Here is a 13,677-nt window from a genome sequence, read left to right on the forward strand (position 1 = left end):
ATGAGCCGGGATCGTCCCCTGGGCCGATGGGCACGGGGCGGCGGGCCGCGAGAATTCCTGGCACAAGATCGCTTGGCGGCCCCTGACCGGCCGCCGCACGGACTCGGGGAGATCCACGTGGCACGCGTACAGCAGCACGGGCGGGGCCGTTTACGGAGCGCGGCGGCCGTCGCCGTCGGCCTGGCCATCCTGGCCGGAACGGCCCCGGCGCAGGCCGCGGCGGACCCGCAGGCCGGCGGCGGCATCGACGGCAGGGCCCTCGCCCAGCGGCTCGACGCCGTGCGCGCGGCCGGCATGTACGGGGCGTACGGCTCGGTCCGCGACGGCCACGCCCGGTGGAACGGGGCCACCGGCCTCGCCGACACCGCCACCGGCCGGCCCACCACCCCCGGCATGCGGCACCGGGTCGGCAGCGTCACCAAGACCTTCACCGCCGTCGCCGTGCTCCGGCAGAACGCCGAGGGGCGCATCGGACTCGACCGGCCCGTCGCCGACTACGTACCCGAGCTCGTCCCGGGGGAGCGCGGCACGAAGGTCACCGTACGGATGCTGCTCAACCACACCAGCGGCATCGCGGACTACATAGCCGAGGCCTTCCCCTCCCTGAAGGCGGGCTCCACGCGGAGCCTGGACGACTTCCGCCACCGCACCGTCGCCCCGCGGCAGCTCATCGGGCTCGGCACGGCCGAGCCCCAGCTGTTCGAACCGGGCGGCGGCTGGTCGTACTCGAACACCAACTACCTGCTGCTGGGCGAGGTGCTGCGCAAGGTCACCGGACGGGATCCGGAGGAGGTCATCACCCGGGACGTGATCCGCAGGGCCGGGCTGCGCGACACCTACTTCCCCGGCACCGACCCGCGGATCAAGGGCCCGCACGCCCGGATGTACGAGTCCTTCTTCGGGCTGATCGACCCGCCGCGCGACTACAGCGACTACGACATGACCTTCGCCGGCACGGCCGGGGCGCTGGTCTCCACCACCGCCGACCTCACCACCTTCTTCCGCGCCCTGTTCCAAGGCGGGCTGCTGCCGGCCGAGCAGCTGCGCCAGATGCGCACGACGGTCCCGGCCGAGGACGACGGCACCGGCCACCCCACCCGCTGGGGCCTGGGGCTCCTCGTCACGGACACCCCCTGCGGGCCGGTCTGGGGCCACGGCGGGACCGTCTTCGGCGCGGGCACGATGGCGCTGACCAGCGACGACGGCCAAAGGCAGTACGCGGTGGGCTTCAACCTCCAGAAGTACCAGCGCATGGACGCCGACGGCCGGCCCCTCCCGCACCCCGTCGACACGGCCCTCGGCGAACTCCAGGCCCAGGCCCTGTGCCCGACCGCCGGTGGGGCCCGTATCACCGCTCCCGTGCCGGTAGCGGAACCGCAGGAAGCCCTCCTCCTCAAGGAGGTCCGGCGGGCGGCATCGGCCCAGCGGCCGGACTAGTCTCGCGGGCCTCGCGGGACGCCAGCAGCAGGGCGATGTCGTCCGGCCGGTCGGCGGTGCGGCCCGCCTCGGCGATCAGGCGGTCGGCCGTCTCCGTCAGCGGGGACGGCCCGGCCGCGGCCAGCGCCGCGCGCAGCCGCTCCACGCCCTCGTCGATGTCCGTGCCCGGCGTCTCCACCAGCCCGTCGGTGTACAGGGCGAGCACCGCGCCGGGCGCCAGCAGCAGCTCCGTCACCGGGTACTGGGCCCCGGGGTCGATGCCCAGCACCACCCCGCCGGCCAGGTCGAGCACCTCGGTCCGCCCGTCGGCGTGCCGCAGCAGCGGCTGCGGATGCCCCGCGCGGGCGGCCAGGGCCCGGCCCGTCCCCGGGTCCAGCAGGACGTAGCAGCAGCTGGCGAACTGGCCCGGGTCCAGGTCGATCAGCAGCTGGTTCGTCCCCCGCACCACCTGGTCCGGGGCGTTGCCGCTGAGCGCGAAGGCCCGTACCGCGCTGCGCAGTTGGCCCATGGTCGCGGCGGCCGCCACCCCGTGGCCCTGGACGTCCCCGATGACCAGCGCCAGCGGGCCCGCGCCCGTCTCGATGACGTCGTACCAGTCGCCGCCGACGTCCATCCCGACCGTCCCGGGCAGGTACCGGCCCACGGTGGCCACCTGCTCCAGCACCGGCAGCCGGTGCGGCAGCAGCGCCGCCTGGAGCCCCCGGGCCAGCGCCGCCTCGCTGTCGTAGCGCCGCGCCCGCTCCAGGGCCTGCGCGATCAGGCCGGCCAGCGCCGTGAGGACCGTACGCTCCTCCGGGCTGAAGCCGCGCGGCCGGTCGAAGCCGAGGATGCAGGAGCCCACCGGGCGGCCGGAGGCGATCAGCGGCAGGAAGGCGCGGGCCCCGACGTCGGCGTCCAGCGGGATCCCCGGATAGGCCGCCGCCAGGTGCTGCATCGACTCGAAGAACATCGGCCGGCCCGAGGTCAGGGTCTCCACGCCCGGCAACCGCACGTCCAGCGAGACCCCGTCGAAGCGGTCCAGGAACCCCCGGGGGAAACCGGTCTCCCAGGCGAGGTACAGATGCCGCTCGTCGAGCAGGTAGATGGCCAGCTGGCGGCCGCCGAACGCGGGCAGCAGCTCCTCGGTGACCACGACCGACACCTGGCGCGCGGTGACCGCCTCGGTCAGCGCGATGGCCAGGGCCACCGGCCGGTACAGGGCGGCGGCCCGGTCCGCCGGCGAACCGAGGCCGGCGCCCGGCCGGGCCACCGACCCGGGCGCGTAGAGGGGCGTCTCGACGGCCTCGAGGGTCACCGTCACCCCCGAGCGCCCCGGATACAGCCCCACCGCCAGCCACTGCGGGTCTGGACGCGCGTCCCGCAGGGCCTTGAAGTGCACGGGCTCGGCGGACAGGAACACGCCCCGGAAGTGGTCCTCGTAGGCGGGGCCGCCGAGCCAGGGCAGCGCCTCCCAGAGCACGCTCCCGTACAACCGGGACGCGGTGAGCCCGAGCAGCTTCTCGGCGGCGGTGTTGACGAAGCCGATCCCGCCCTGCCGGTCCAGGGACAGCACCGCCTGCCCGAGCCGGTCCACGGCCTCCCGGGCCTCCCGGGCCTCGCCGGCCTCCCGGGCCTCCCCGGCCTTCCCGGCCTTCCCGGCGGCGGGGGAGGGCGCGGGTACGCACAGCGGGTCCGCGTCCCAGAGCACCGGGTCCCCGGCGGCGCTCAGCGCGGCCAGCTCCCGCGCCAGCCCGGCCGCCGCCTCCCGCAGCCGCTCCCGGTCGCCGGCCCCGATCGTGTCCCCGGCCTCCGCCGGGCGCAGCACCATGAGCACCCCGAACCGCTCGCCCCCGGCGACGACCGGCTCGTAGAAGGAACCGAACGGGAACGGCAGCCCGGCCATGATCTGCGGGAAGCGCCGCATCGCGGCCTCCCCGTCCGGCAGGTGCACGGACTGCCCGGTGCGGTACGCCTCGGCGACCGGGTACGGCCGGTTCACCTGCACCCGCCACCAGGGCCGGAACAGCGGCCCCGGCAGGCCCGTGACCACGGCCATCCGGAGCAGCCCCTGGGTGCCCGAGCGCAGGTAGACCCCGCCCGCGTGCCCGCCGACGGCCGCCACGGCACTCACCGCCGCCCGCGCGAGCGCCTGGCCCGTGGCGACGGGGGCTGGGCCGCCGCCGCTGTCCGGTCTCGCCGTCACACAGTCAGCATGCGCCCTCGCCCCCGGCGGCTGCACTCCGGCGCCCCGCACGCTTCCCGGTCGTGCCCCGGTACCCCCGGACCACCACCGCCGAGGCGACGAGCAGTACGGCCGCCACCGAGCGCAGCGCCACCCCCATGGCGTCGGTGAAGGCACCCGCCTGCGCGGGATCCGCCGGGTTTCCGTGGAAGCGGGAGGCCAGCACGGTGCCGACCACCGCCACCCCCAGGGCCGCGCCGATCTCCCGGGCGGCGGTGTTCAGCCCGGAACCCAGCCCCGCCTGGTGCGGCGGCAGCTCCGAGACCACCGTCAGGGTCAGCGAGGGCGCGCACAGCCCGGTCCCCGCGGACAGCACCAGCAGGTACACCGCGTACAGGGCGTAGGGGGTGCCCGCGTCGACGGTGGACACCAGCAGCAGACCGGCCCCGATCAGGAGCAGCCCGGCCCCCACCGGCAACCGGGGCCCGGTCCGCTCCTGGAGCCGCGCGCCCAGCCTGGGCACCACCGCCATGCCGATGGTGAGCGGGACGATCGCGAGGCCGGTCAGGGCGGGGGAGAAGCCCTTGGCGTACTGGAGGTACTGGGCGTTGACGAAGAACAGGGCGAACAGCCCGAAGAAGGCGGCCCCGATGCCGAGCGCCCCCGCGCGCAGCCTGCCGGAGGCGAAGATCCGCGGGTCCAGGAGGGGGCGGGCGGTACGCAGCGCATGGCCGGCGAAGGCGGCCAGCAGCACGGCCCCGGCCCCGAAGGAGCCCAGGACGCGGGCCGAGGACCAGCCGTGCGCGGGCCCCTCGATGATCCCGTGGACCACCGCGAACAGCGCCCCCGCCAGCACCAGGGCCCCGACCGGGTCGACGGCCGCGTCCGCGCGGGAAGGCGTACGCGGCACCGTGCGGGCCACCGCGAGGGCGAGCAGCGCGCCCAGCGGGACCACCGCCCAGAACAGGGCGCGCCAGGTCAGGAACTCCCCGGCCAGGCCACCGCCCACGTTGCCCGCCAGGCCCCCGAGGCCGGCGGCCAGCGTCCAGGTGGCGAGCGCCTGGCCGCGCCGCTCGGGCGGGCTCAGGTGGACCAGCACGGACATGGTGGCGGGCATGATCAGCGCCGCCCCGGCCCCGCACAGCCCGCGTCCGGCGATCAGCGTGGCCGGGTCCCGGGCGAGCGCGCTGAGCGCCCCGCCCGCGGCGAACAGCCCGAGCCCGGCCAGTAGGGCCCCCTTGCGGCCGTACCGGTCGCCGAGGGCTCCGGCGGGGATCAGCAGCGCGGCGAAGACGATCACGTACGCGTCGACCGCCCACAGCAGCTGCCCCGGGCTCGGGCGCAGGGTGGAGGCGGCGAGCTGCGGGATCAGCAGGTTGACGGCGGCGACCATCCCCTGGGCGACGAGCACGCAGGCGCACAGGACGAGCAGGGCGGGGCGGGAAAGACCGGGTGCGGGTGCGGGGGCGTCGTCCGCTCGCGCGGCGGCCGGTGTGCGGGCATGGCGGAGCACGGCTCCTCCTGGGAGTCGGTGGGCGGTGGAGGGGGTGCGGAAGGCCGGTCGGGCTCAATCACCCCGCAATCACCGTAGAGTTGGCGTGACCTGCTTTCCAGTGCAAGTTCTGCAAGGGATGAATGCGTGTGACGCAATCCGGATCCGGGCTGGACCTGAACCTGCTCGTCGCCCTCGACGTCCTCCTGGAGGAGTCGAGCGTGTCCGGGGCCGCCGCCCGCCTGCACCTCTCCGAGCCCGCCATGAGCCGCACCCTGGGCCGGATCCGCAAGGCCCTCGGCGACCCCGTGCTGGTCCGGGCCGGGCGGACGATGGTCCCCACCCCGCACGCGCTGTCCGTCCAGGGCGAGGTCCGGGCCGTGGTGGAACGGGCCCGCGCCCTGTTCCTCACCGGCGGCCAGGTCGACCTGGAGACCCTGACCCGCACCTTCACCGTCCTGGCCCACGACTCCTTCGCCGCCACCTTCGGGGCCGCCCTCTTCCGCCGGATGGCCCGCGAGGCTCCCGGGGTGCGGCTGCGGTTCCTGTCCGAGAGCCACGTCGACGTGCCGGCGCTGCGCGAAGGGGTCGCGGATCTGGAACTCGGCGTCATCGACAGCCGTTCACCCGAGGTACGGACCGAGCACCTCTTCGACGACCGGATGCTGGGCGTCGTACGGTCCGGGCATCCGCTGCTCCGCGGCCGGATCACCGCCCGCCGGTTCGCCGCCGGGGAGCACCTGACCGTCTCCCGGCGCGGCCGGCTGGAGGGGCCGGTCGACGCCGCCCTCGCGGAACGGGGCCTGTCCCGGCGCGTGGTGGGCAGCACCGGCTCTTCCCCCGCCTCCCTGTTCGTGCTGCGCGAGACCGACCTGATCGGCCTGATCGCCTCCCGGACCGTCGCCCAGGCCGACGCCCTGGGCCTGGTCACCTTCGAAGTCCCCCTCGAGCTGCCACCGCTGCCCATTGGGATCGCCTGGCACCCCCGCCACGACGCCGACCCGGCGCACCTCTGGCTGCGCGCCTGCTCCCGCGAGCTGCTGCCCGCCTGACGCGCGGTCCGGGGCGCGATGCGCCGAACGCCTCCCCCGAAGGGGGGACACGGCGGCGCGCACGCCGTCACCCGCGCCTCCGCCGGGGAAGCATCCGGCATGCAACAGCTGTACGACACGCACCCGGCTCCCCGCGCGGCCTTCACGGCGGCCGACGCCTTCACGCTCCGCACCGCGCTCGACGCCCTCGGCGGGGTCCGCGACCTCGACACCCTCGACGTGGCCTGCGGACACGGCGGCACCGCCGCACTGCTGGCGAGCGGCGGGGCACGGCGGACCGTCGGCGTCGACAGCTGCCCGGACCGGGTCCGCCGGGCCCGCGCGTCCGCGCCGGCCTCAGCCCCCGTCGAGTACGTGCTCGCGGACGCCGCCGACATGCCGCAGCTCGGCCCCTTCGACCTGGCCACCGCCGTCTACCTGTTCAGCCACGCCCCCGACCGCGCCGCCCTGCACGCCATGTTCCGCGGCATCCGCGCCAACCTGCGCCCCGGCGGGCGGCTGCTGTCGCTCGTACGCAACCCCGGCGGCTACCCGCGCGTGGACTGGTCCCCGTACGGGATGCGCATCCTCGACCGGCTGCCGGACGGAGACGCGCCGCTGCTGAAGGCCCAGTTCCTCACCGAACCCCCGCTGCACTTCGAGTACCGCGAATGGGCGCACGCCGACTTCGCCGAAGCCGCCGTCGACGCGGGCTTCAGCACCGTCGGCTGGCAGCCCGCCCGCACCCCGCCCGCCGACGCCTCGCGCGACGAGGCGTACTGGACGGCGTACCGCGCCTGGCCGGTCAGCTCGCTCATGACGTGCACCGCCTAAGAACGGTCGGCGGTCTCACCGATCAGCTCGACGATCCGGTCCCGGGCCGCCCGCCCCTCCGGGACCGGCAGCAGCGGGTACGCGTGCGGCAGGCCCACCTCCTCGTGCCACTCCACCTCCGTCCCGGCGGCGCCGGCCAGGCGCAGCAGCTCCCGGCTGTCGGTGCTCAGCACGTCCCGGGTACCGGTGAACACCGTCAGCGGCGCCAGCCCCTCGAAGGACCCGTGCAGCGGGCTCACCCGGGGATCGTCCGCCGCGAGGGTCCCCGCGTACAGCCGGCCCGCCTCGGCCAGCCCCGGCCGGGCCAGCACCGGGTCGGCCGGCTCGATCGCCGCCTGGCCCGGGTGGCTCATGCTCAGGTCGAGCCAGGGCGAGATCAGGATTATCCGGGACGGCTGCGCGCCGGTGCGCTCCCGCAGCCGCTGCGCGGCGGCCAGCGCCAGCCCGGCTCCCGCGGAGTCGCCGATCAGTACCGTCCCGCCCGCGCCGCCGCTCTCGATCAGGCCGCTGAGCAGGTCGGTCGCCACGGGGACGGTCCGGTCGGCCGTCCCGCGCGGGGCGAGCACGTACGCCGGGACGACGACCCGGGCCCGCGCCCGGGTGACCAGCGTCCGGATCAGCGACCAGTGCGGCCGGACCAGCTCGTTGATGTACGCGCCACCGTGTACGTACAGCACCCGTGCCACGGGCTCCTGCCCGCGCGGCGAGGCGTCGTACACCGGCCAGGCGCCGACGAAGGTCCGCGACAGTTCGGCGACCCGCCCCAGCGAGCGCGGCGGCAGGTGCGATGCGGGCCTGCGGGCCGACTCCGCCACCCGGGCCCGTACCGCCTCGGCGGTCGCGAACCGTCTTCGCCGCCCGGTCGCGACCAGTGCGGCCGAAAGCGCCCTGCTGCGCAGACTCGGCACGCCCCTCACCTCCCCTTTTCCCCGGTGCGGGATCGTACCTGCGGATCCTGCTCCCGGCCCCTTCCCCGTCAAGGGAGGAGCATAGGCGTGAAGCTGCGCTGTCGACCCGCTTAAGAAAGTCTCGATGGACTGATCACCACGCCGATCGGCAGATTGGTGCACGTCACCCACGCCACCCGTACACCAGCGGGCTCGGCGACCCCTTTCGTATGCCTGGAGCCACCCCCATGAAGGCACTCGTCAAGCACAAGGCCGAGCCCGGGCTGTGGCTCATGGACGTCCCCGAGCCCGAGTACGGCCCCGGCGACGTGCTGATCAAGGTGCTGCGCACCGGCATCTGCGGCACGGACCTGCACATCCGCGCCTGGGACGGCTGGGCGCAGGGCGCGGTCAAGACCCCGCTCGTCCTGGGCCACGAGTTCGTCGGCGAGGTCGCGGCGGTCGGCGCGGACGTCCAGGACATCGAGACCGGCGCCCTGGTCAGCGGCGAGGGTCACCTGGTGTGCGGCAAGTGCCGCAACTGCCTGGCCGGCCGCCGCCACCTGTGCCGCTCGACGATCGGGCTGGGCGTCGGACGCGACGGGGCCTTCGCCGAGTACGTGGTGCTGCCCGCGCAGAACGTGTGGGTGCACCGCACCGCCGTGGACCTGGACGTGGCGGCCATCTTCGACCCCTTCGGCAACGCCGTGCACACCGCGCTGTCCTTCCCGCTGGTCGGCGAGGACGTGCTGATCACCGGCGCGGGCCCGATCGGCATCATGGCGGCGGCCGTGGCCAAGCACGCCGGCGCGCGCAACGTGGTCATCACCGACGTCAGCCCCGAGCGCCTGGAGATCGCCCGCAAGGCGGGCGCCACGCTCGCGGTGAACGTCGCCGAGTCCTCCATCGCCGAGGCGCAGACGCGGCTGGGGCTGCGCGAGGGCTTTGACATCGGCCTGGAGATGTCCGGCCGCGGCGAGGCGATGCGCGACATGATCGACAACATGACGCACGGCGGCCGCATCGCGATGCTCGGCCTGCCGGCCCAGGAGTTCCCCGTGGACTGGGCGAAGGTCGTCACCTCGATGATCACCATCAAGGGGATCTACGGCCGCGAGATGTTTGAGACCTGGTACGCGATGACCGTGCTGCTGGAGGGCGGGCTCGACCTGTCCCCGGTCATCACCGGCCGCTACTCGCACCGCGACTTCCAGGCCGCCTTCGACGAGGCCGCCACCGCCCGCAGCGGCAAGATCATCCTGGACTGGACGGCCTAGGCCTCCGGCGGCCGCGCCGGGTTAGGCCTCCGGCGGTCGCGCCGGGCAAGGGCTCCCGGGCCGGGGCGGCCCGCCCGGCGGGGGCACCGGCCGGGCGTACGCCACCACAAGACCATCTCCCTCGGGCCGGGCCCCGCACACCCTCCCCCTCCGCGGGGCCCGGTCCCACCCTCCCCGTCCGCCGGAGGCACCCGCCGGACGGCACACCGCACAAGGAGAATCCGAAGCCCATGTTCGAGTCCGTACGCGAAGACCTCCGCACCACCCTCGACGAGATCCGCGCAGCGGGCCTGCACAAGCCCGAGCGCGTCATCGGCACCCCGCAGAACGCCGCCGTCGCCGTCACCGCGGGCGGCGCCCCCGGCGAGGTGCTGAACTTCTGCGCGAACAACTACCTCGGACTGGCCGACCACCCCGAGGTGGTCGCCGCCGCGAAGGACGCGCTGGACCGCTGGGGCTACGGCATGGCCTCGGTCCGCTTCATCTGCGGCACCCAGGAGGTGCACAAGGAGCTGGAGGCCCGGCTGTCGGCCTTCCTCGGCCAGGAGGACACGATCCTCTACTCCTCCTGCTTCGACGCCAACGGCGGCGTCTTCGAGACCCTCCTCGGCGCCGAGGACGCGGTGATCTCCGACGCCCTCAACCACGCCTCGATCATCGACGGCATCCGCCTGTCCAAGGCCCGCCGCTTCCGCTACGCCAACCGCGACATGGCCGAGCTGGAGACCCGGCTCAAGGAGGCCACCGAGGGCGGCGCCCGCCGCAAGCTCATCGTCACCGACGGCGTCTTCTCCATGGACGGCTACGTCGCCCCGCTCGCCGAGATCTGCGACCTGGCCGACCGCTACGACGCCATGGTCATGGTCGACGACTCGCACGCCGTCGGCTTCGTCGGCCCCGGCGGCCGCGGCACCCCCGAACTGCACGGGGTCATGGACCGCGTCGACATCATCACCGGCACCCTCGGCAAGGCCCTCGGCGGCGCCTCCGGCGGCTACGTCGCCGCCCGCGCCGAGATCGTCGAGCTGCTGCGCCAGCGCTCGCGCCCGTACCTCTTCTCCAACTCCCTCGCCCCGGTCATCGCCGCCGCCTCCCTGAAGGTCCTCGACCTGCTGGAGTCCGCCGGCGACCTGCGCGAGCGGCTCGCGGCCAACACGGCCCTCTTCCGCTCGAAGATGACCGAGGCCGGCTTCGAGATCCTGCCCGGCGACCACGCCATCGCCCCCGTCATGATCGGCGACGCCGCCGAGGCGGGCCGGATGGCGGAGCTGCTCCTGGAGCGCGGGGTGTACGTGATCGGCTTCTCGTACCCGGTCGTTCCGCTGGGCGCCGCCCGTATCCGCGTCCAGCTCTCGGCGGCCCACTCGACGGCCGACGTGGAGCGCGCGGTGGCCGCCTTCGTGGACGCCCGCGCGGCTTTCGCCGCAGCTCAGGGCTGACATCATGGAGGGGTGATCGACCCCCGCCGGCTGCGCATCCTGCGGGCCGTGGCGGACCACCGTACGGTGACCGCCGCGGCCGCAGCCCTGTACCTCACCCCCTCCGCCGTCTCCCAGCAGCTCGCCGCGCTGGAACAGGAGACCGGCCACGCGCTGCTGACCCGCAGCGGCCGGGGCGTACGGCTCACCGCGGCCGGGGAGATCCTGCTGGGCCACGCCCACGAGGTACTGGCCCAGCTGGAGCGCGCCGAGGCGGAACTCGCCGCCTACGCGGGCGGCTCCGCGGGCGAGGTCACGGTGGCCGCCTTCGCGACCGGTATCGCCGAGGTGCTGGCCCCCGCCATCGCCCGCCTCGCGCTGGAGCACCCGGGCATCAGGCTCCGCGTCCGGGACGCGGAGGGCGACCAGAGCCTGCCGCTGCTGCTCGACGGGGAGGCGGACCTGGCCCTGGCGGTGGAGTACCGGGGCGCGCCGGGCGCCGACGACGGCCGCCTGTCGGTCCTCCCGCTGTACGCGGAACCCTTCGACGCGGTGCTGCCCTCGGGGCACCCGCTCGCCGGTCTGCCCGCCGTGGCGCTGGCGGACCTCTCCGACGCGGACTGGGTCGGCCAGTACCCGGGCAACCCGTGCTACGACGTGACCCTGCTGGCGTGCGAACTGGCGGGCTTCCAGCCGCGCTTCGTGCACTCCTCCGACGACTTCCGGGCGGTGACGGCCCTGGTCGGCGCGGGCGCGGGGGTGGCGCTGGTGCCGCGTTCGGCGCTGCGCGGCATGGACCTCAAGGAGGTCCGGGTGCGCCCGGTCGCCGGCCCGGCCGCCACCCGCCGCGTCTTCGCCGCCACCCGCCGCGGCGCCGAGACCCACCCGCTGATCGCCCCGGTGCTGGCGGCCCTGTCCCGCGAGGCCCGGCGGGTCCCGACGCACTGATCCCGATCCGTGGCCGGCGTTCGGATGTGACTCCTTTCGTCTGGTGCGGTGACCGGCTCGATCTCCGTCACAGGTGTGTCAGGAGGCCGGGACGCTCAACCCCCGTGCGGCGGATCATGGTTCAATGCCGAGCGTGACAGAGTTCATAGGCCCTGGCGGAACCCGGAGTTCCACAGTCGAGCCGCTGCGCCCTGGTGATCCGAGGACCGTCGGTCCCTACCGCCTTGAGGGACGGCTGGGCGCGGGCGGCATGGGGCAGGTCTTCCTCGGTACGTCCGCGAGCGGTCGCCGGGTCGCGGTGAAGCTGATCCGGCCGGAGCTGGCCGGCACCGCGCGGTTCCGGGAGCGGTTCGCGCGGGAGGCCGCCGCCGCGCGGCAGGTCGGCGGGTTCCACACGGCGCAGGTCGTGGAGGCCGATCCGGCGGCGGAACCGCCGTGGCTGGCCACCGCGTTCGTACCGGGTCCGACGCTGCAACAGCTGGTCGACGCCGGCGGGCCCCGCGACCCGGCGGCCGTGCTGCGGCTCGGCGCCGGGATCGCCGAAGGGCTGGCCGCGATCCACCGGTGCGGGCTCGTGCACCGGGATCTCAAGCCCGGCAACGTGATCGTGGCCGAGGACGGACCGCGCATCATCGACTTCGGGATCGCGCACGAGCCGGGCGCGGACGCGATGACCCGGACCGGATCGGTCATCGGGACGTACGCCTACATGTCACCGGAGCAGGTACGGGGCGAGGCGCTCTCGCCCGCCGGCGACGTGTTCGCCTTCGGCTCGGTGCTCGTGTTCGCGGCGACCGGCCGCAGCCCGTTCGACGCGACGACCGTGCCGGCCATCGTGCACCGGGTCGTCAGCGAGCCGCCCCGACTCGACGGACTGGCCGCCCCCCTGCGCGAGCTGGTCGGGGCGTGCCTCGCCAAGGATCCCGCCCAGCGCCCCGGCATGGACGAGGTGCTGGCCCGGCTCTCGGTCACCGGGCCGGGCGCGGTGCCGCCCGCCGCGCCCGCCGCGCCCGGTGCGGCGTTCCATGCCCTGCCGACGCAACCGGCCGCGGCACCACCGGCCCCGCCCGGCCCGGCCGGTGCGCCCACCGCACCCGCGCCCGCCGGGGCCTTGTCCCGCCGTACGCTGCTCCTCGGCGGGGTGGGCGCCGCAGCGGCGGCCGCCGCCGTACCCGCCTATCTGTTCCGGGACTCCTGGCTGGGATCGGGGTCGGAGCAGGACCGGACCCGGCCCGTGGCCCGGCTCGAAGGGCACCCCCAGTCGCTGGTGGCTCTCGCCTTCAGCCCGGACGGCCGGACCCTGGCCGCCGGCGGGTCCGGCGGTGAGCTGTGGCTGTGGGACACCGTCACCCGCCGCACGATCACCAAGTTCGGGGGAGAGCCCCCGCGCGTCTTCGGCCTGGCCTTCAGCCCGGACGGCTGGACGCTGGTGGGCAGTTGCCAGGACGGAACGCTGCGGCGCTGGGACGTGCGGACCCGGACGGCGCTGCCCGCGCTCTCCGGGTTCGAGACGCTCTCGGTTCCGACCCCGTACTCCCTCGCGGTCAGTCCGGACGGCGCGGTCCTCGCCGCGGCCGGCGGAGGCACGCTCCAGCTCTTCGACCTGACGAGCGGACGCCGCCTGAAGAAGATCGAAGCGGGCGAGCCGTCCGGCGTGCTGTTCACCCCGGACGGCAAGGGGGTGGCCACCGCTTCCCGGGAGCGGGTGTTGCTCTGGGACGTCGACGGCGGGGAACAACCCAGGACGTTCACCGACGACTCCGCCGACTCCCCCTTCTACAGGGTGCTGATCAGCCCGGACGGAAAGACCATCGGCGGTGCGGGGCCCGGCGTCCATCTGTGGGACCTGGCGACCGGGCGGCCCACCGCCACCCTCACCTCGCCGCACCGGCGCCTCGAGGAGGCCGCGTACCGGCCCGGCCACCCGATGATCGCGGGCGGCGGCTTCGGGCTCGGTCCGGACGACGACGTCAAGGACGAGGCCAGAGCCGCCACGGGCGGCACGGTCAGCCTGTGGGACCTGAAGACCGGGCGGGTCGCCCGGACCCTCACGGCCGACCTCGAGGAGTCGGCCGGGGCTCCCTTGCTCTCCGCCCTGGCGTTCAGTCCGGACGGCAAGACCCTCGCGGCGGCCTTCAGTCCGTCGGACAGCACGATCCAGCTCTGGCAGCTCGCCTGACCGGCTGCCTCCC

The 13,677-nt window shown here is 75.0% G+C and carries 10 protein-coding genes; 7 read left to right on the top strand and 3 right to left on the bottom strand.

The genetic code is table 11. The annotated features are described in order from the left end of the window. Positions 1 to 117: 117 nt before the first annotated feature. Positions 118 to 1,437 (top strand): serine hydrolase, encoded by a 1,320-nt coding sequence (locus tag OOK34_RS26090; protein WP_267036290.1) that lies wholly within the window; start codon positions 118 to 120, stop codon positions 1,435 to 1,437. Here OOK34_RS26090 and OOK34_RS26095 read toward each other — a convergent pair. Together OOK34_RS26095 and OOK34_RS26100 are read right to left on the bottom strand one after the other, a co-directional pair. Further along, entirely contained in the window at positions 1,394 to 3,547 is a 2,154-nt protein-coding gene (locus OOK34_RS26095; RefSeq protein WP_267036909.1) for a SpoIIE family protein phosphatase, read from the bottom strand. The genes OOK34_RS26090 and OOK34_RS26095 overlap by 44 nt on opposite strands. A gap of 76 nt (positions 3,548 to 3,623) precedes the next feature. Further along, complete coding sequence (locus OOK34_RS26100) at positions 3,624 to 5,111, bottom strand: MFS transporter (RefSeq protein WP_267036291.1); 1,488 nt, start codon at positions 5,109 to 5,111, stop codon at positions 3,624 to 3,626. Positions 5,112 to 5,233: 122 nt separating this feature from the next. Between OOK34_RS26100 and OOK34_RS26105 the strand changes: the two genes are divergently transcribed. Both OOK34_RS26105 and OOK34_RS26110 read left to right on the top strand, forming a co-directional pair. Continuing rightward, positions 5,234 to 6,142, top strand: a complete 909-nt coding sequence (locus tag OOK34_RS26105; protein ID WP_267036292.1) for a LysR family transcriptional regulator — start codon at positions 5,234 to 5,236, stop codon at positions 6,140 to 6,142. 99 nt (positions 6,143 to 6,241) lie between these two features. Then, on the top strand, positions 6,242 to 6,955 hold the full coding sequence (locus tag OOK34_RS26110; protein ID WP_267036293.1) for a class I SAM-dependent methyltransferase: 714 nt from the start codon (positions 6,242 to 6,244) through the stop codon (positions 6,953 to 6,955). Here the strand turns inward: OOK34_RS26110 and OOK34_RS26115 are convergent. Further along, positions 6,952 to 7,863: an alpha/beta hydrolase fold domain-containing protein gene (locus tag OOK34_RS26115; RefSeq protein ID WP_267036294.1), complete on the bottom strand. Its 912-nt coding sequence runs from the start codon at positions 7,861 to 7,863 to the stop codon at positions 6,952 to 6,954. The two genes, OOK34_RS26110 and OOK34_RS26115, sit on opposite strands and share 4 nt — an antisense overlap. A gap of 227 nt (positions 7,864 to 8,090) precedes the next feature. On the opposite strand from OOK34_RS26115, the gene tdh reads away from it, so the two are divergent. The 4 genes from tdh to OOK34_RS26135 all read left to right on the top strand — a co-directional run bounded on the left by tdh (position 8,091) and on the right by OOK34_RS26135 (position 13,664). Beyond that, positions 8,091 to 9,119 carry an L-threonine 3-dehydrogenase gene (tdh, locus tag OOK34_RS26120; protein WP_267036295.1) on the top strand — a complete coding sequence of 343 codons (1,029 nt, stop codon included), beginning with the start codon at positions 8,091 to 8,093 and terminating at the stop codon, positions 9,117 to 9,119. 230 nt (positions 9,120 to 9,349) lie between these two features. After that, the gene (locus OOK34_RS26125) at positions 9,350 to 10,558 is read left to right on the top strand and encodes a glycine C-acetyltransferase (protein ID WP_267036296.1); all 1,209 of its coding nucleotides are present in this window, start codon (positions 9,350 to 9,352) and stop codon (positions 10,556 to 10,558) included. 12 nt (positions 10,559 to 10,570) lie between these two features. Continuing rightward, a complete protein-coding gene (locus tag OOK34_RS26130) occupies positions 10,571 to 11,485 on the top strand; it encodes a LysR family transcriptional regulator (protein ID WP_267036297.1) in 915 nt (304 codons plus the stop codon). Between the two features lie 124 nt (positions 11,486 to 11,609). Beyond that, complete coding sequence (locus OOK34_RS26135; RefSeq protein WP_267036298.1) at positions 11,610 to 13,664, top strand: WD40 repeat domain-containing serine/threonine protein kinase; 2,055 nt, start codon at positions 11,610 to 11,612, stop codon at positions 13,662 to 13,664. Positions 13,665 to 13,677: the final 13 nt, after the last annotated feature.

This window comes from Streptomyces sp. NBC_00091 (assembly GCF_026343185.1).
Classification (GTDB): Bacteria; Actinomycetota; Actinomycetes; order Streptomycetales; family Streptomycetaceae; genus Streptomyces.

What these genes read in the sequence shown, in the direction of transcription:
- OOK34_RS26125 (WP_267036296.1), top strand. Translation starts at nt 9,350, where the DNA reads ATGTTCGAGTCCGTACGCGAAGACCTCCGCACCACCCTCGACGAGATC.
- tdh (WP_267036295.1), top strand. Translation starts at nt 8,091, where the DNA reads ATGAAGGCACTCGTCAAGCACAAGGCCGAGCCCGGGCTGTGGCTCATG.
- OOK34_RS26110 (WP_267036293.1), top strand. Translation starts at nt 6,242, where the DNA reads ATGCAACAGCTGTACGACACGCACCCGGCTCCCCGCGCGGCCTTCACG.
- OOK34_RS26105 (WP_267036292.1), top strand. Translation starts at nt 5,234, where the DNA reads ATGCGTGTGACGCAATCCGGATCCGGGCTGGACCTGAACCTGCTCGTC.
- OOK34_RS26135 (WP_267036298.1), top strand. Translation starts at nt 11,610, where the DNA reads ATGCCGAGCGTGACAGAGTTCATAGGCCCTGGCGGAACCCGGAGTTCC.